This window comes from Streptomyces aurantiaciflavus, from assembly GCF_049808595.1.
In the GTDB taxonomy this organism is placed as follows: Bacteria; Actinomycetota; Actinomycetes; order Streptomycetales; family Streptomycetaceae; genus Streptomyces.
In genome coordinates this window covers 56,125-73,107 of record NZ_JBNCAQ010000005.1, presented here as the reverse complement: position 1 = coordinate 73,107, position 16,983 = coordinate 56,125, and the positions used below count along the sequence as shown (strand labels likewise).

Sequence of the window (16,983 nt, the reverse complement as noted above, 5' to 3'; positions counted from 1 at the left end):
GCCGCCGTCAGACGGCGCTCGCGCAGGACGAGGCACAGGTCGACGCGCACCCGTCACCGGTGCCGCACGCCTTGGGCAGCAGGTCGGCGCCGGTCTCCGTGACGATGGTCAGGTCGATGTCGAACGGGTCGGCGGGCGCCTCGGGGACGGCCGTCGTGACGGACGCCTCGGGGACGGCCGTCGTGATCCGGCTGAGCGTGGCTGCGGTCATCGCACTTCCTCCTGTCGGAAGGATCTGAACGGTTCGTCGTGCTCCCCGGCCGACGTCTGGATTGACACGGGCCGGGTTTCTGCGTTCGCACCTTTCGGTGCGCCCCCTCTCCGGTTGATCGGATTCCGTGGGGGACATGAATTCGGAGCATCCGGAGAGGGGAGTCGAGGACACGGGCCGGAGCTACCGAATCTGGCCCGCGTAGAGCGTGGTCAACGTTGTGCCGGTCACCAGGACGGGCAAGAACAGCACCTGAAAGGCGCCGAAGCCGAACCGGCCGACGTACTTCGCCGGATGGCGAAGCACCCTTCCGACCTGGCCCAGCATCTGCCGGAGAGACCCTTGCTGCGTGGTGGTCATCACGCCGCCGGCCTACGTAAGGCCGTGGTGGAGTCGACAGCGTCGACGACCGCCCACGGCGTCGTGATCAGCGCTCCGGTCCGGGCCTGCCAGGCGGCGAGGTTGGTCCGGTCCTCCTCCAGATGACCCAGCATCACCAGCAGGGGGGTGACGATCCCGACCGCCCTCCTCTGCTCGACCGCGGCCAGAGCCCTGTGCCATCCCTCGCACAGGGCGCGGCTCTCGAACGGTGCCGCACGGTCGACGTACGTCTCGACCGCCTCCCAGCCGGCAGCGGTGACGTACCGCCGTGTGCTGGCCACGCTGTGGTCGGCGGCCTCACCGAGCGACGCGGGCAGGCAGGCGTAGAGCACCAGGCGCGTGCCTGGCGGCACCTCGTGTGGTGCCGTTTGCCTCACACTGCTGCTCATTCCGCGTTACCTCCAGCCAGGTGTGACGAGACGCCAAGGGCCGGCGTCTCGGAGAAGAGCCTCGCCGGGGGCAGTCGACGGCGGTACGCCGTCAGCACGCCGTTCGTCCGCCGTCCGGCAGCGCGCGAAGAGGCGGAGCCGCGGCGTACCGTCGCGGCTCACGGGTGGCGAGGCTGATCGATCCAGTGCCTAACCGGAAACGAGAAGCGGCGATGGACGCGGTAGACGAAGAGCGCCTCCGCAGGCGGACATCAGTGAGGCGTCATTGGGTGAAGCTGGCAGACTGCCCCGAGCCTTCGGGCCTCGCGCGCAGGCACGTACGAGAGCTCCTCGAGGGACGTGCCTCGCCGGAACGGGTCGACGACGCCGTTCTGGTCGCCTCGGAGCTGGTGGGCAACGCGGTCAGGCACACAGCCGGCGGACCGGACTGCATGTGTGTGGAGGTCTACCGGAACGTGGCGGTACTGCGGGTCCACGACGCGGGACGGGATGTCTCCAGGGTCCGGGCACGATCGGCGGAGGGGTCGTCGGACGAGCTGACGGCCAGTGGGCTCGGGCTGCTGCTCGTCGGGGAATTGGCTTTCAGTTGGTCGGTCCGGCCGACCGCGATCGGCAAGGAAGTGGTCGTGGTTCTCCCCCTGGACGCCGACGGGCTATCCGAGCGGGACGTTCTTCCGTACATCCCAGCGGTATGTCCGCCCCTCACGGCGGAGCTCCACCAACTGGGCAGCGGACACGGGGAGTTCGACGGCCGGGAGAGCGCGGAGACCTGAGACCGCCTCCACGACGGGGGCGGCGGGGCGCCGACGGTTGTTGTACGCGAGGCTCAGATGCGGCCGGAAAGCGGACGTCGGCTTCTTCGGGGCCAGGCCGGCACTGCTCCCAGCCTTGGCCAGCGCATGGTGCAGCCGGAGCAGGGGTTCCCAGGGGCCGAGGGACAGGCGGACGGCGCCTCGGGAGCCGGCCAGCGGCATGGCGCGTACGGAGAACGCGGAGGGCAGCAGCGCCTCGGCCTCCCGCGCCAGGCTGTCCAGCTGGCTGGAGGTGACGACGTCCGGCGTTCCCACTCGGGCGAGGGTGATGTGCAGTCCGTCCGCCGGAACCGGGTCAAGGCCGAGGGGGGCCAGCGCCTCCTGGCAGCGCCCGGCGAGAGCCGCGAGCCGCTGATCATTCGGGAAGGTCAACATCCAGTAGTACGCCCGGCTGCCGTCCGACCAGCCGGGGCGTGCCCAGTGGTCGGTCATCTCGTCGAGTGCGCTGAACGCCGCCCAGTCGTGGGCCGCGGTGACCGCCGGATCGTGCGTGTCGGCGGGGGGCTCGGCGGGGAACGCGGCGGGGTCGGCGCTGAGCAGGGGCACCCGGCGTACTCCTTCGGCTTCACACTGCCCCGGAGTACGACGACACCGACGGCGCCTACGACGCGGATGACGCCATGGCCAGGGCCGCTGGCTGCGAGCTCCAGGTCCGGAACTCGTCGCCATAATCGCGTACCGCCGGATGTTCACGCCACGGCCCGGCCTGCTCGTGCAGGTCGCGGGAGCGTTGGTAGACGGAGCTGATCGGGGTGTCTCCGCACAGCCGCAGGGCCTCACGGCCCAGCGCCATCGCGTGGTCGACGTCGGGCATGCGCTGCTGCAGCAACGCGGTGGCGACGTCGAGGCGCACGAGCGAACGGCTCCAGGAAGAGGTCGAGTGCTCCACCAGATCGTCGATGTGCTCGGCGTCGCGCAGTACCTGGGTCGTGTTGCGCAGGGCCACGTGTGACGTGACGGCGTTGGCCAGCGTCCGGGCCCGTCCGTACGGCTCGAAGGAGATGCAGGAGGTCAGGCCGACGGGCACCTCGTGGAGGTCGGAGAGGCGGAGGGCCTGTCCGATGGCCCGCTCGACGGCACGCCGATCGCCGGTCTTGCCGAGAGCCCGGGCCCGGCCGTTGGCGAGCAGGCGGATGGATTGGGCGTGGCGTGGGGCGCGCTCAACGGCCGCGGCAGCGCAGCCGTCCGCCTCGTCGTACCGGCCGGCGTAGTAGAGGCCGAAGGAGAGGGTGCCACACGCCCAGAGCTCTGTGTCCAGGTCGCCGATCTCGCGGCTGAGATCCCGGGCCTCGGTGCAGTACGCCTCCGACAGCGCGAAGTCGCCCGTGTTCACCGCCATGTAGCCGAGCAGGCCGGAGGCGCGGGCGGCGAGGCGGAACAGCTCCTGGCGCGCGCGTGGGGGCTGGCGCCCGTCGAGGAGGGTGTGGGCGAGCTGCCGGGCCTGGCGGGCCTGGGGGCGGAGGGCGTACGGCCCGTCCTGTTCGTACCGGGTGGTGATGCCCTCCAGGGAGGAGTCGAGGAAGGCGAGCGTCGCGTCGTCGGCGTTGCTGGCCGTCAGCTGCCGGGTCCGGGTGACGATGTCCAGTGGATTCTCGTCATCCCCTCGTGGGGGAGGCGGACTCGGTGCCTGCCGCAGACTGCGCGGCTCCTCCTCGTCTCCGTCGTGCTCGGAGTCGACGTCGTATTCCGTGGAGAACAGCTCGGAGACGGGTCGGCCCAGCATGTGCTCCAGCACCCGGCAGGCGTCAGGACGGGGCAGAGTCAGTAACTCCCCGCCGTACCAGCGGTCGAACTGGCGTGGGGAGACCTGGAGAGACGCCAGGCGGGGGTCGCGGTCAAGTTCCGCCAGCCGGGAGGCGGCCCGCTCGTACTGGGCGGCGAAAGCCTCATGCGTCGTCAGGTGCCGTTGCTGGAGCAGCTGCCGAAGCAGCGTTATCCGTGGCATGGCCCACCCTCCCGGTGCGGCGTGCGGGACCGACGCGGAGGCGCGTGCCGATATCGGGGTGGTGGCGATGCGTCGCCCATCGGTCGGTTGCGGCGCACGCCCGTACGAACGCGCACCGTGACTCATGACAGCATGCCGACGCAACCGTCAACTAGGCAATATGTCTTGAGAAGTTGACCCGTATGGGTTGTAGAGGCGTCGCCGGTACGGAGAGACTTTCGGCATGGCCTTGAAGAGAAGCCTGGTCCCGCAGTCCGTGTACCGGCGACAGCTCGCGGCCCGGCTGAAGGAGCTGCGCGACGCAGCCGGGCTCACCCTCACCGAGGTCGCCGATCAGCTCGAGGTCAACCAGAGCTCGCTAAGCCGCATCGAGAACGGGGAGCGCGGCACGACTCCGGTCCTCGTACGGGCGCTCCTGGACCTGTACGGCGTCGAGGACACGGCCCAGCGGGACGACGTGCTGGACCTTGTGCGGGCGGACAAGGAGCAGCAGAAGCCCTGGTGGCGGAAGTACTCGACGGTGCTGACCGCGACCCGTTACGACGGGTACCTCGCGCTGGAGGCCGGCGCGACGTACCTCGCCAACTACCAGCCGATGCTCGTACCGGGTCTGCTGCAGACCGAGGACTACGCACGCGCCGTGATCACACAGATGCGGATGGATCTGACTCCGCCGCAGGTCGAGTCACTGGTCAAGGTCCGCATGGAGAGGCAGAACAACCGCCTGGCCGGCGACCAGCCCGCCAAACTCTGGGCGATCCTCGACGAGTCCGTGTTGCGCAGGACGGTCGGTTCCGTGGAGGTGATGCGCGAACAGATGCGGAGGCTGGTCGAGGCGAGTGAGCAGCCGAACATCACCGTTCAGCTTCTGCCGTTCTCGCTCGGCGCGCATCCCGGGCTGTACGGTCCCTTCGTCATCCTCACCTTCCCCGACCCCACTCCCAACCTGGTGTGGCTGGAGAACCCCAAGAACTCGGTGTACCTGGAGTCCGCCGAGGACCTGGACAACTACACGGAGATCTTCGACCAGTTGAGGGCCTGCGCCCTCAGCCCGTCGGAGACCCGCACCCGAATCACTGAGATCAGCAAGGAGCTCGAGTAGTGAGCACGCGCCGCACGAACGAACCGTTGTACGACGCCGATCTCGCACACGCGCGGTGGCGCAGGAGCTCGTACAGCGGGGGTGCGAACGACTGTGTGGAGATCGCGGAACTGGATGAGTTCGTCGCGGTGCGCGACTCCAAGAACATCGCACTCCAGCCGCTGCTTTTCTCACGGCTCGCCATGCACGCGCTGATCGACGAAATCGTATGGGGAACAAATCGCGGGCCGACTCATTGATGCACGGAGCAATCGATTTCCGTAACGCGGTGTCACGCGTCTGGCCACAGCTATCACCGATTCGGTGAAGCCTGGACGATCGAGCCGCTCCCTGAAGAGAAAAACGACCCGCACTGGCGCGGGTGCGGGCCGTCCCTAGCTTCCGACTACTCGGTCGCTGAGGGACTGCATACCGTCGATGACCTTCTCAGGATTCCGAGGAGCCACCACCGTGGTGGATGGCTGATGAGCCCCGAGCAGCTCACACATGACCTGCGCGGCAGGCAGTGAGTGCGGGTGGCTGCAATTCTCGTCCACCTTCGAAACGCCGGTCACCAGCGCCGCGAGGAGCGCTGCCACAACCTGCGCCTTTCGGAGGCATGTAAACCATGCAGGCTCCGCTGAGAGCTGACCGTGGTCGACGGTAGGTGTCGGGAAGTTGGGGCGCTGCGTCCGCGTCCTGAAGATCGCGGAACGCAGAGGCTGCACGAACACAGCGACCCTGCGGAGGGTCCTCCGTAGTCTAAACACCTGAGTCCCAGTCCACTATTGACTTAGCACCGGCGCCGGATAAGCCGGCGCTCTCGGATTCGCGTGGACGGATCCGATGTCCGGATTATGCAGGAAGCGACTTGGGGCACACCACCCTTAAGCACCGAAAAGATTCCGATCGTCCATCGAGTTTGATCGCCAGTGCTGCCTCGTAGAGACCACCAGCCCTTGGCCTGCGACAAGCGGCCAAGGGTTTAGGCTCCGCCGGTGACGACACCGAACCGCTTCAAACTTCGCTTCGACGGCCGCTCGTACGCCGTCGCTGTCGACGGACGCGACGTGAGCGAGCACGTCACCGCCGTGGATCTGCACGCTGCTCAGCACGAACTGCCCCAGGTCGTACTGCGCTTGTCGCCAACCAGCTCGTGGCCCGCTGAACTCGACCTCCTCGCCCGTGTGCAGGTCGGGACGTCTCCCGCTTCCGGGCCCTCGGCGGCGGCCTTTCTGGAGGCGCTGGACCCCCTGGAGGTCGAACGGGCGGCCCTCGCTCGCATGGACCTGGAGAACGTGCCGGGTGGTGGTACCGCCGCGGTGCTGCGGCAGTTGGCGGAGTGGGCTCGTGGCACTTGATCTGTCAGGCGTCCGACGGGTCGTGGAGGGGTTGCTCGACGACCAACTGCGGCTGTGGCGTGACGTGGATGGCGAGTCGGGTGACGAACTGGACGAGGAGACTGGGACGTTGCGGACGCGCGGCCAGGCGACAGTCCCGCTGTGGGAGGGACGGGGGGCGATCGTGCGTCCGGGGCAGCTCTCGTACGTTCCGCCTTTGGACGGTGCGGCCGCCTCGCTGCCCGCCTCGACCGCGTACCAGGCGCTCCTGCCTCTGTCCGCACCGCCGGTGGCGGTCGATGACGTGCTCGGCGTTTCCCGTTCCGCTCGCGACAAGCAACTGGTCGGCAAGCGGTTCCGGGTGGCGGAGGTCTCGGTCGGCACGTACGTGGTGGTACGCGTCGTACGGCTGGAGGTGATCAACTGATGGCGGTCATGAACCCGCATCCCAACGCCCACCCCCACGCGACCGCCTTCCGGGATCCGATCCAGCTGGCGGCCGCGCTGTCGGGGATGGGGTCGGCGGTGCGTGCCCGGACTCGGGCGATCACCCGGCACCATGCCATGCTCCTGCGTGTCCGCATCCAGCGGAACGCCTCGGGGCGGCCGGGTCCCAACGTCATCACGGGGCGGTACCGGGCGTCCTGGGACGTGAAGGTGACCGTCTCCGGAGGGCTCGTGAGCGCCGAGGTGTTCACGGACGCGCCTCAGTCCAGGCGGCTGGAGTACGGCTTCGTCGGCGTCGACCGGCTGGGGCGTCACTACCGTCAGCCGCCGTACCCGCACATCGAGCCGGCCTTCCGGCAGACCGAGCCCGTGTTCCTGGAGGCACTGCGTACCGGGGTGCTGCCGCGATGAGTCCACCACGGCTGCCGCTGACGCGGGCGCTCGTGGACGTGCTGGCCGCTGGCACCGGACGGCCGTGCGGGCTCGGCGTACTGCCGCGAACGGCGGACGGGCAGCCCTCGGCGTTCCCGTACCTGGTGCTCGACAGTCTGCCCGGTGAGTTCTCCGGGCCGGTGTTCGCCGACTGGCACGCCGACGCCGGGTGGACGTACCAGGCGACCAGCGTCGGTGAACGCGCCGATCAGGTGCAGTGGCTCGGCGACCGCGTCCGTGCCGTGCTCTTCGATCGCACGCCGAACGGCTGGCGTACGCGCATCCCCGTCGCCGGAATGCGGGTCATCGATCGGGAGTTGACGTACGACGCCGCCGGGGAGCCGGTTGACGGCTCGCAGGGCGGTATCGTTACCTACGTGCAGCGGTTCACGATCACCGTGACGCCTGCCGCCTGATCTTCTACACCTCACCGCGGAGCCACGCGGACGCCCGGCCGTCGCGCCCGGCGCAGCACCCGTCCAGGAGTGCCTCCGTGGCTCAGCAGCGCTTCATGCGGCGCGGCATCACCAGGATCTACTGGCTCAAGAAGGTCGCCGCCGAGTCCCAGATCCCGACGCGTTCCGAGCTCGCCGCACCGAACGCCACCGACCTGACCGAGGCGATCAGCGACGTCGACGGCTGGTCGCTGACGAACGAGGCGATCGAGACGCCGGACATGGCCTCGACCTTCTCGTCCTCGATCCCCGGCAACGACAAGGCCGACAACTCCTCGATCACCTTCTACGAGGACCAGCTCAGCGACACCATCGAGACCCTGCTGCCCAAGGGCGCCGTCGGCTTCGTCGTCTTCCTGCGCAAGGGCGACATCCCCGGGTCGAAGTCGATGGACACCTTCCCGGTCCAGGTGGCCTCTCGCACCGCGCAGTACAACGCCGGCAACGAGGCCGCGAAGTTCCAGGCCGTCTTCTCCATCACCTCCCCGCCGACGCTCGACGCCGCCGTCCCGGCCGCCGCCTCCACCTCGTCTTCGTCCTCTTCCTCCTCCTCCGGAGGCAGCTGATGGCCCCCAACAAGGCTCAGGACACGGTGACCTGGGAGGAGAAGATGGAGCGGCTGCGCCGCCGCTCGCTGCCAGAGCGCGTTCTGCAGATCTGCGACGACGCAGCGCTGCGGGCAGAGTACGACGAGGCCAGGCGAGCCGCCGACCGGGCGCGGATCCTGGCCGAGAGCGACGCGGACAACAGCATCCTCGCCGAGCGGGCGGCGGAGACGGGTCGACGGTACGACGCCGCGACCAGGGCTCTGCGCGCGGCCTCGATCTACCTCACCTTCCGCGCCCTTCCGCGCCCGGTACTCGAGGAGCTCCTCCACGCCCATCCGCCCACCGACGAGCAGGCGGCCGACGGGGCGGCGTTCAATCCCGACACCTTCCCGGCCGCGCTCATCGCGGCGTCGTCCACCGACGGCATGACCGAGGCCGAGGCCCGCGAGCTGCTCGACGCGTGGTCGGCCCCGGACGCGAACGCCCTGTGGGAGACCGCCTGGGAGGTGCAGCAGGAGGTCCGTACCGACCGGGCCGATCTGGGAAAAGGCTGAAGGCCGACCCGCGGCTGCGGGCCGAGCTGGAGCTGTGCGAGCAGTACGGCATCCCGCACTCGCAGTTCCTCGGCGGGGACGGCCGCTGGAGCGACCTGGACCGGGCCAAGGCCCTGGCCTGGCAGCAGTGGCAGCGCACCGTGTGCCCGGACTGCCGTACCCGGCTCGACGAGTGGAACCCGGCCGAGGGTGGGCACCGGCACGCGTACGTCACGGACACCGTGCGCTGCCCGGGCTGCGAGCTGATCGCCCAGGAGCGCGACCAAGTCCCTGAGGGGCGGGCCAGTTACGGCATCAAGATCACACTCCTGCCCCGACCGGCCTACGAGGCGCTGCAGCGCGGTGGTCCGTCCGGGCAACCCGCCCCGGCGAACGGACGGTGAGTCGGCAGGATGGCGACGTACAACCTCACCGTCCAGCTGACGGCACAGGCCAGCAGCCTGATCTCCGGCCTGCGTTCGGCCGCCGACGCCGCCCAGGACCTGGGCCGCCGCAGCCGCGAACTCGACCGCCGTCTCGACACACTGGACGCCTCCACCCGGCGCACCGCTCGGCAGATCAACACTCTCGGCGCCCAAGCCCGTACCACCGCCACCCGACTCGGCACCCTCAGCGCACGCGGCGGCCAGGCCGGCCGCGGCCTGCGTCGGGCGGGCGACGACGCCGGCACTCTGGAGCGTTCCCTCAGGAGCGTCGGCCGCCAGGCCACCGCCCTCACCCGCCTCCTCGCCGGGGGCGCCCTTGTCCTCGGCACCGGCCAGCTCGTCGAGGAGGGCAACCGCTACCAGCGGCAGATGAACATCTTCCAGGCGGTGACTGGGGCCACCGCCGGTCAGATGCAGCGCGCCGCCTGGATGGCCAATCAGCTCGGCAACGACCTCACCCTCCCGACCACCACCGCGGCCGACGCCGCCGAGGCGATGGTCGAGCTCGCCAAGGCGGGCTTCCGAACCGACCAGGCCATCAGTGCCACCCGTGCCTCGCTCCAGCTGGCCTCCGCCGCCGGCGTCAACGCGGCCGACTCGGCTCGCTACCTCGGCGACATCATGGACCAGTTCGGCCTCGGCGCCGACCAGGCCGCCCGCGCCTCCGACATCCTGGCCGCCACCGCGAACAACGCGTCCGGCGGCATCATCGACATCTATTACGCGATGCGGTACGCCGGGCCGGTCGCCGCCGGCCTCGGCGTGAGCATGGAGGACGCAGCCAGCGCGGTCGGCATGCTCGGCAAGGCCGGCATCCTCGGGCAGACCGCCGGTACCGCGCTGCGCGGCATGATGGCCAACCTCGCCGCGCCCACCAAGGAGATGCGCGACGGCCTGGAGGCCCTGGGTATCGAAGCGTGGGACGCACAGGGCCGGTTCAAGGGCCTGCGGTACGTCATCGAAGAGCTGAGCCACGCCCAGCACGAGATGTCCCAGCAGGATTTCACCGCCGCGGTGAAGAAGGCGATGGGCAAGCCCGCCATGTCGGGCGCCATCGCGCTGGCCCACCAGGGCACCGAGTCCTTCGACGCGCTCAACCTCGCCGTACGGGAGACCGGCGCGGCCGCGCAGATCACCGCCGCCCGTGGCCAGGGGCTCGCGGGCGCGATGACGCTGCTGCGGAAGCAGACCCGGCAGACGGGGCTCGCGCTGTACGACGCGATGGCCCCGGGCCTGGAGTACGTCACCCGGCTCCTGACGCGCGGCATGTCCGGCGCGACCCCGTACCTCGTCGCCGCCATCGAGTACGGGCGCGACCTGGCCACCCTGTACGGCCCGGAACTCGGGGACAGCGCACGCAGCGGTCTCGGTGAACTGGTCGACGAGGCCGAACAACTCCTCGGCCCGCTCCAGGCCCTCGGCGAGCACGGCCTGGCCGCCGGACTGAACCTCCTCGTCAACGCGGCCCGCTCCCTCGGCGAGGTCCTCGGCAACGCCGCCGAGGGCGCCGCACCGGTCGCCTCCGCGCTCGGCCTGCTCGGCGACGAGGCCGGCGGGGCCAGTACCAGCCTCGACGTCCTCGTCACGACCGCGGACCTCGCCATGTCCGCGGTCGCCGGGCTGTCCGCCGTACTCGTCCCGGTCGGTGAGGTGGTCGGGTCCCTGGTGCGGGCGTTCGGGTCGCTTCCCGGTCCTGTGCAGACGGCGATCGCCGCGATGTTCCTCGCCCGGCGCCTCACGCCGGTACTGGGAGGGCTCGCCTCGACGGTGAGCGGTCGGCTGACCGGCGCCTGGCGGGGCTTCGGCGCGCAGATGCGGGTGCAGCAGAACCTGGCCGCCCGGGCCGGGGCGTCCCTGTCGCGCTACGGAGCGGCGTTCGCGGTGATGCAGACGCGGATTCCCGTGGTGGGTCAGATGGCGGCCGCCTTCCGCAGCGCCCAGGGCCCGACGTCCGGTTTCGCCGGCACACTCAGCGGCGTGGCCCGTGCGGCCGGGGCGGGGCTCCTCGGTGCCGGCCGTGGGCTGGTGGCGTTCATGGGCGGGCCGTGGGGTGCCGCCATGGTCGCCGCGACCTTCGGTCTCGGGCTTCTCGCCAGCCACCAGCGGAAGGCCGCCCAGGCGGCGGCCGAACACGAGCAGCGGGTGAGCACGCTCACCGACGTCCTGCGCGAGTCCAATGGCGTCGTCGACGACAACGTGCGCCGGGTCGCGGCCCAGACCCTGCTCGACACCAAGGTCCGTGACGGCAAGGAGAAGCTCGTCGACGTCATGGAGAGCGCCGGCGTCTCCATGCGCGAGCTCACCGACGTCTACCTGGGACAGGGCCAGTCGCTGGAAGACCTGCAGACGGAGCTGAACGCGACCGCCGAGGCGAACGTCAAGTGGATCGCCACGCAGGGCGGCGCCGCGAAGACCTACACCGACACCGGCCTGAAGGCCAAGATCGCCGCCGATGCCCTCGGTGAGGTCAAGGGCGAGATGGCCGAGAGCCTGAAGAACGCCGAGCGCCTCGCCGACGCCAGCAGCGACGCGAAGGCCGGTACGAGCGCGTACGACCGCTTGAAGACCGCGGTCGGCGAACTCGCGGACACCACCGCGGACGCCGACACCCGTACCCGCGCTCTCAAGGACGCCCTCGACCTCCTCTCCGGCGGCAGCATCTCCCTCCAGGCCGCCGAGGCCCGCGTCAACAACGCCGTCCTCGACGTGAACGAGGCCCTGGCCGACGGGATCGACAAGGCCGACGGCTACGGCAAGGCCCTGCTGAACAACAACGGCACCCTGAACACCGCCACCCGCAACGGCCAACAGCTCTACCAGTCGCTTACCTCCCTGAGCGACGCCGCCGCCGACGCGTCCATCTCCGCGTACGCCCTCGCCCAGCAGAACGGCCGGCCGCTCACCGAGTCGCTGTCCGCCGCCCGCGCACAGATGACGAAGGCGAGGGCGGCCGCGGTCGAGGCGGCCCAGGGCTACGGGCTGACGCGCGCGCAGGCCGAGGCTGTGGCCGACAGCCTCGGTCTGCTGCCGTCGAAGGTCTCGCTCCTCCTGGAGACCGAGGGCATGAACTCCGCGTTGGCCGATCTCCTCGCCGTGCAGGCCGAGTTCGACCGCGTCCCGAAGAAGGCGACGATCCAGGTGGACTCCCTCAGCGCGGAGGCGCAGAAGGACCTCAGGGACCTCGGCTTCAAGGTCGAGACCATCCCGGGCACCCGCCAGATCAGGATCACGGCGCCGACGAAGGACGCCCGTGGCGCGCTCCAGGCGCTCATCGACCAGCTCAGCGCCACTCCCGGCCACAAGACAGTGAAGGTCGACGCCGCGACGGTCGGCGCGCTCGCCAGCCTCAAGGCTCTGGAGACCCAGCTGATCAAGACACCGAACGCCAAGAGCGTGACCATCAGCGCGCCGACGGCCGCCGCTCGTAAAGCGCTTGAGGACCTCGGTTTCAAGGTTCAGAACATGCCGAACGGCAAGGCCGAGGTCACCGTCCCCGTCCAGCCGCCACTGACCGCCCTCGGCACCATCCAGGGCGCGATCAACAACATCACCGGGACAACCGTCGGTGTGGGCGTCTTCCTCAAGGCAACGGCCTGGGACCGGGACGGCAACGGCGTACCCGACGCCGTCCAGGCCCGCGCCGACGGCGCGGTCGTCGACTACTTCGCCAACGGCGGCGTGCGGCATGAGAACCACGTCGCGCAGATCGCCCCCGCCGGCTCCTGGCGGGTGTGGGCCGAGCCGGAGACACAGGGCGAGGCGTACGTGCCGCTCGCCGTGAGCAAGCGACCCCGCAGCAAGGCCATCGTCGAGGAGGTCGTCCGGCGCTTCGGCGGTGACGTCACCTGGTATGCGGGCGGCGGCCTGTCCGACTGGTCCTACAGCGCCTCCGGCGGGAGCGAACTGATCTCGGTGTCGACGATCCGGTCAGACTCCATGCGCACCGTGAAGCGGAAGGGCAAGGAGGTCGAGATCTTCGACCTGTCGAGGTTCGAGAAGAACCTCGACAAGGCGGTGAAGAGGACCGAGCGGTGGCGCCGGGACCTGCGGACCGTCGCCCGCCGCGCGGGCCAGGACGTGGCCGACGCGCTCGAGGCCATGGGCGAGGACGGCATCGAGCTGACCCACAAGATGGCCACCGGCTCGTCGAAGTACCTCAAGGAGATGGCCTCCGACCTGGAGCGACTCGGCCTGGTCGCGAAGACGTCCCTGAACGACTTCACCGCCCAGCTCAAGCAGGCCGTGAAGGACCAGAGCACCTTCGAGCAGAACCTGGCCAAGCTCGCCGCCCTCGGCTACGGGGACTTCGCCGCGAGGCTCGCCGAACAGGGCGACGAAGCCGCGGAGGACCTGGCCGCCGAGGCGGTGAAGGACAAAAAGAAAGCGAAGAAGGCCGACGACGCGGCGAAGGCGGCCGATAAAACGCTCGCGGCCGAGGACCTCGCCGACCTGCTCGACATCATCAGCGCGATCAAGTCGAGCAGCACGGGCATCCACAAGGTCGCCGACACCACCGGCCTGGAGGAGGACCGCGTCATCGAGGTCGGCAGCCTCGGCAAGTCCCGCATCCAGTCCGCCCTCGGCTCCCGCGCGACGCAGTTCCTCGACGACCTGGCCAAGGCGACCAGGGGACTGGCCTACGCGAACGGTGGCGTCTGGGAGCCCGGCGTCTACTCCTCGCCCACCGCCCTGATCAAGTTCGCGGAGGCGAGTACGGGTGGGGAGGCGTTCATCCCACTCGCCTCCGCCAAGCGCACCGCGGCGACGGCGGTACTCGCCGACGTGGCGCGGCGCTTCGGTCTCCAACTCACCCCGGAGGCAGGGCCTTTCGGCCCAGTCCACACGGTTGACGCCCGCCCGGCCGGATCCGTTCAGGTCGTCGTCGTACGGGAGCGGCAGCCGCTGATCGGCACCATGCCGGTCACCGTGTCGTCGGCTCAGGCCACTCCACAGCAGATCGGCGCCGAGGTCATGCGCCGCCTCCGCAACGCGCAGAGGGGAGCCAGGCTTTGACGGCGGAACTCGCCGAGTGGCAGATCGAGATCGCCGGGGTCCTCATCGGTGCCGGAACCGACGTCCTGGTGAGCGAAGTCGAAGGTCTCGGCATCCCCGAACTTCGTACACAGGATGTGGATAATCCAGTCGGGGATGGCGCGTTCCCCGGCGTCGACCTCTACAGCGTACGGACAATCCGTATCGAGGCGGGCATCCGCACCGCCGGCAACCCAGCGGCCGCTCTCGACGTGCTGGGCCGGCTCCACCGCGCCGCCGACGATCCCGCCGTCCGGACGGGCACCGGCGCCCAGTCCGTGCTGCGCCTGCGCTTTCCGGGCCGTACGACGCGCCGCCTCTACGGCCGTCTGCGCCGGGTGGAGGCCACGAGCACCGCGAAAATGCTGCACGGCTGGATCCCGCTCGACCTGGAGTTCGCGGCACTCGACCCGCGTTTCCACGCCGACGACGCCTCCGCGCTCACCCTCGCCCTGTCCGCCGACGGCCTGGGCGGCTTCCGCGCCCCGCTCGTCGCCCCGCTGACAACCGGCGTCGCCATCCCCGACGAACGCCGCGGATGGGTACGCAACGACGGCGACCTCCCCGCCTGGCCTTCGCTCCGTATCACCGGCCCGTGCGTCAACCCGCGCATCCGTCACGTCGAGTCGGGCGACGTCATCGAGCTGTCCGTCGCGCTGCGGAGCGGCGAGCACGTCGACATCGAGACCCGGCCCGGCACCCGTTGGATCCTCCGCAACGGCACCGGCAACCTCTCCCCCGCGCTCTCCCCCGCGTCGCGGCTGGACACCTTCGTCATCCCGCCCGGCACCACGGAGATCTGGTGGACCGCCCGCGACCACACCAACGCCACACGACTGGCCGTGACCTGGCGCGCGGCCTACGCCGCCCTGTAGCCCACACGAGGAGTACGTACGTGACCCTGATCAACCCACCGTTGCTCACTCACGGCGGCACGCACGCCGCCCGAGCCTTCCGCATGATGGTCCGCGACCTCGCCCGCAGCTCGCAGGGTGTCACCGAGGGCGACGACCTGAAGGTCAGCCAGCTGTCCACGCCCGGCACCGGCGTGCGGGTGGTGGACGGCTCGGCGGTGATCCGCGGTGCGGCATGGGGGCAGGGCTCGTACACGCAGTACAACGTGGGCGAGGCCGTGGTCCCCATCGCGCCCACGGGAGCGAACGCCCGGTCGGACCTGGTCTGCCTTCGGGTGGAGGACCCCGAGTACGAAGGCACGCGCGATCCGGAGACCGACGAGATCGGGTACTTCCACGTGATCAGCAACGTGTCGGCCACAGCGACCACCGTGCCCTCCGGCATGACCGCAGTCCCGCTCGCCCGCGTCGACATCCCCGCCAACACCGCGGTCATCACCGACTCGATGATCAAGGACCTGCGGCAGATCGCGAACCCACGCCGTGAGCGGACCCTGTACACCGCGTATCCCGGCTCGCTGAGCAGTCTCACCCCGCAGAACGGCCAGTGGTACAACTGGCCGGCAGCCGCTCGCTGGAAGGTGCCGATCCCTACCTGGGCGGTGACCGCGAAGCTGGTGGTGACTCTCGCGGGTCTGCGACTGTCCCGGGCCGACGTGTTCGCCAACATGCAGACGGTCCTGGGAACCAGCTACGGGCAAGCCGTCGCCATCGACGACGACCAGGGCGCGAACACCCGCCGCAACACCGTCGTGCTGGCCGACACGATCAACGTCTCGGCGGCTCTCCGCGGCACCACCCAGGACCTGTACGTCCGCACCCAGCCGTCGAAGAGCGAGTCGGGCGATCTGGGCGTCGACACGGCTACGTCCCTGATCGCGGACGTCGAGTTCACCGAAGGCGTGCGGTGAGGCCGGGCGATGACGACGTCGTACCGCTACCGCAGCTGGGACGCCCTGACCGGCGAGTCGCTGGCCACCGACCTACCGCTGTCCGAGGTGGAGTTCGGCCTGTCTCTCAATGCGACTGGCGACTTCTCGGGCCGCCTGGAGCCGCGCTTCGCCCATCTCCTCCCGACCCAGCTGGACCCCGGCAACACGCTACTCACCGCCGAGCGGAACGGCACCCTGCTGTGGGGCGGCATCGTCTGGCGGGCGGAGCCGGAGGGCGCCGCGTACCCCGTCGAGGCCGCCGGGTGGGGCAGCTACCTGCACCGCCGCCACGACGTCCACGGCAACCTGGGCGGTCGCGGCCCGTACACCGACGCCGATCCCTGCCGGGTAATTCGCGACGTCTGGGCCTACGCCCAGTCCCAGCCTGACGGCGACCTCGCCGTGGCGGTGGACGCCACCACCAGCGGGGCCAGGGCCGGCACCCCGGCCGAGCCGTACGCCACCGAATGGTGGGAAGCCCCGGTGCTCGGCGAGGTCGTCGACGACATGACGAAGGTCGACGGCGGGCCGGAGTGGACCGAGGCCACCGACTGGACCGCCGAAGGCCGCCCCGGCGGCCGTATCCGCCTCGGCTGGCCCCGCCTCGGCACCCGCCGCACCGACATCTCCTTCACCTCGGGCATCAACGTCGCCACCACTGTCCCGGTGGCCTACGACGCCGACGAGTACGCCCGGGTCGTCATCGCCCTCGGCGCGGGAGAGGGCCGCAGCCGGCGCCGCGCCGTCGACGCGGTCCGCAACGGCCGCCTCCGCCTGGAACATGTCCTCGAAGTCCCCACCGAGAAGGCCAACGACCGCCTGGCCGCCCGGGCCCGCACCGAACGCACCGCCCGCCAGATCCTCGGCGAAGTCACAGAGATCCAGGTCCTCGACCACCCGGCGGCCCCGGTCGGCAGCTGGCAGATCGGCGACGACGTCCGCGTGTCCCTCCACGACCAGTGGTCGGACTACGACGGCTGGTGCCGCATCACCGCGTGGACCCTCTGCCCGCCCCAGGGCAACGACCCCGAACGCGTCACCCTCACCCTCGCCCGCGCCGACCGCTTCACCTACGGGAGCTGACCG

The 16,983-nt window shown here is 70.2% G+C and carries 19 protein-coding genes; 14 read left to right on the top strand and 5 right to left on the bottom strand.

Annotated elements, in window-relative coordinates:
- Nucleotides 1-7: 7 nt before the first annotated feature.
- From ACPT94_RS06995 to ACPT94_RS06985, 3 genes are all read right to left on the bottom strand, one after another.
- Nucleotides 8-211 (bottom strand): FxLD family lanthipeptide, encoded by a 204-nt coding sequence (locus ACPT94_RS06995; protein WP_425245396.1) that lies wholly within the window; start codon nucleotides 209-211, stop codon nucleotides 8-10.
- A 183-nt stretch (nucleotides 212-394) separates the two neighbouring features.
- The gene (locus ACPT94_RS06990) at nucleotides 395-574 is read right to left on the bottom strand and encodes a hypothetical protein (protein WP_425245395.1); all 180 of its coding nucleotides are present in this window, start codon (nucleotides 572-574) and stop codon (nucleotides 395-397) included.
- Entirely contained in the window at nucleotides 571-981 is a 411-nt protein-coding gene (locus tag ACPT94_RS06985) for a hypothetical protein (RefSeq protein ID WP_425245394.1), read from the bottom strand. The genes ACPT94_RS06990 and ACPT94_RS06985 overlap by 4 nt, the downstream gene beginning before the upstream one ends.
- Before the next feature lie 212 nt (nucleotides 982-1,193).
- On the opposite strand from ACPT94_RS06985, the gene ACPT94_RS06980 reads away from it, so the two are divergent.
- A complete protein-coding gene (locus ACPT94_RS06980) occupies nucleotides 1,194-1,754 on the top strand; it encodes an ATP-binding protein (protein WP_425245499.1) in 561 nt (186 codons plus the stop codon).
- On the opposite strand, the gene ACPT94_RS06975 is transcribed toward ACPT94_RS06980, so the two are convergent.
- Together ACPT94_RS06975 and ACPT94_RS06970 are read right to left on the bottom strand one after the other, a co-directional pair.
- Nucleotides 1,635-2,339, bottom strand: a complete 705-nt coding sequence (locus ACPT94_RS06975; RefSeq protein ID WP_425245393.1) for a 2'-5' RNA ligase family protein — start codon at nucleotides 2,337-2,339, stop codon at nucleotides 1,635-1,637. The two genes, ACPT94_RS06980 and ACPT94_RS06975, sit on opposite strands and share 120 nt — an antisense overlap.
- Nucleotides 2,340-2,394: 55 nt before the next feature.
- Entirely contained in the window at nucleotides 2,395-3,738 is a 1,344-nt protein-coding gene (locus ACPT94_RS06970) for a tetratricopeptide repeat protein (protein WP_425245392.1), read from the bottom strand.
- Between the two features lie 223 nt (nucleotides 3,739-3,961).
- Here ACPT94_RS06970 and ACPT94_RS06965 point away from each other — a divergent pair, with 223 nt between their 5' ends.
- The 13 genes from ACPT94_RS06965 to ACPT94_RS06905 all read left to right on the top strand — a co-directional run bounded on the left by ACPT94_RS06965 (nucleotide 3,962) and on the right by ACPT94_RS06905 (nucleotide 16,980).
- Nucleotides 3,962-4,840, top strand: coding sequence for a helix-turn-helix domain-containing protein (locus ACPT94_RS06965; RefSeq protein ID WP_425245391.1), 879 nt, complete (start codon nucleotides 3,962-3,964; stop codon nucleotides 4,838-4,840).
- On the top strand, nucleotides 4,840-5,079 hold the full coding sequence (locus tag ACPT94_RS06960) for a DUF397 domain-containing protein (protein WP_425245390.1): 240 nt from the start codon (nucleotides 4,840-4,842) through the stop codon (nucleotides 5,077-5,079). Before ACPT94_RS06965 ends, ACPT94_RS06960 begins: the two co-directional genes overlap by 1 nt.
- 738 nt (nucleotides 5,080-5,817) lie before the next feature.
- Nucleotides 5,818-6,180, top strand: a complete 363-nt coding sequence (locus ACPT94_RS06955; RefSeq protein ID WP_425245389.1) for a hypothetical protein — start codon at nucleotides 5,818-5,820, stop codon at nucleotides 6,178-6,180.
- Nucleotides 6,170-6,586 (top strand): DUF6093 family protein, encoded by a 417-nt coding sequence (locus ACPT94_RS06950; RefSeq protein ID WP_425245388.1) that lies wholly within the window; start codon nucleotides 6,170-6,172, stop codon nucleotides 6,584-6,586. Before ACPT94_RS06955 ends, ACPT94_RS06950 begins: the two co-directional genes overlap by 11 nt.
- On the top strand, nucleotides 6,586-7,017 hold the full coding sequence (locus ACPT94_RS06945) for an HK97 gp10 family phage protein (RefSeq protein WP_425245387.1): 432 nt from the start codon (nucleotides 6,586-6,588) through the stop codon (nucleotides 7,015-7,017). The genes ACPT94_RS06950 and ACPT94_RS06945 overlap by 1 nt, the downstream gene beginning before the upstream one ends.
- Nucleotides 7,014-7,454, top strand: a complete 441-nt coding sequence (locus ACPT94_RS06940) for a hypothetical protein (RefSeq protein ID WP_425245386.1) — start codon at nucleotides 7,014-7,016, stop codon at nucleotides 7,452-7,454. The genes ACPT94_RS06945 and ACPT94_RS06940 overlap by 4 nt, the downstream gene beginning before the upstream one ends.
- A 77-nt stretch (nucleotides 7,455-7,531) precedes the next feature.
- The gene (locus ACPT94_RS06935; protein ID WP_425245385.1) at nucleotides 7,532-8,059 is read left to right on the top strand and encodes a phage tail tube protein; all 528 of its coding nucleotides are present in this window, start codon (nucleotides 7,532-7,534) and stop codon (nucleotides 8,057-8,059) included.
- Complete coding sequence (locus ACPT94_RS06930) at nucleotides 8,059-8,595, top strand: hypothetical protein (protein WP_425245384.1); 537 nt, start codon at nucleotides 8,059-8,061, stop codon at nucleotides 8,593-8,595. Before ACPT94_RS06935 ends, ACPT94_RS06930 begins: the two co-directional genes overlap by 1 nt.
- On the top strand, nucleotides 8,529-8,978 hold the full coding sequence (locus ACPT94_RS06925) for a hypothetical protein (RefSeq protein WP_425245383.1): 450 nt from the start codon (nucleotides 8,529-8,531) through the stop codon (nucleotides 8,976-8,978). The genes ACPT94_RS06930 and ACPT94_RS06925 overlap by 67 nt, the downstream gene beginning before the upstream one ends.
- Nucleotides 8,979-8,987: 9 nt before the next feature.
- Nucleotides 8,988-14,033: a phage tail tape measure protein gene (locus tag ACPT94_RS06920; protein ID WP_425245382.1), complete on the top strand. Its 5,046-nt coding sequence runs from the start codon at nucleotides 8,988-8,990 to the stop codon at nucleotides 14,031-14,033.
- Nucleotides 14,030-14,926 (top strand): phage distal tail protein, encoded by an 897-nt coding sequence (locus ACPT94_RS06915; protein ID WP_425245381.1) that lies wholly within the window; start codon nucleotides 14,030-14,032, stop codon nucleotides 14,924-14,926. Before ACPT94_RS06920 ends, ACPT94_RS06915 begins: the two co-directional genes overlap by 4 nt.
- A 20-nt stretch (nucleotides 14,927-14,946) precedes the next feature.
- Nucleotides 14,947-15,876 carry a hypothetical protein gene (locus ACPT94_RS06910; protein WP_425245380.1) on the top strand — a complete coding sequence of 310 codons (930 nt, stop codon included), beginning with the start codon at nucleotides 14,947-14,949 and terminating at the stop codon, nucleotides 15,874-15,876.
- A 9-nt stretch (nucleotides 15,877-15,885) separates the two neighbouring features.
- Nucleotides 15,886-16,980 carry a hypothetical protein gene (locus ACPT94_RS06905; protein ID WP_425245379.1) on the top strand — a complete coding sequence of 365 codons (1,095 nt, stop codon included), beginning with the start codon at nucleotides 15,886-15,888 and terminating at the stop codon, nucleotides 16,978-16,980.
- The last annotated feature ends 3 nt before the right edge of the window (nucleotides 16,981-16,983 follow it).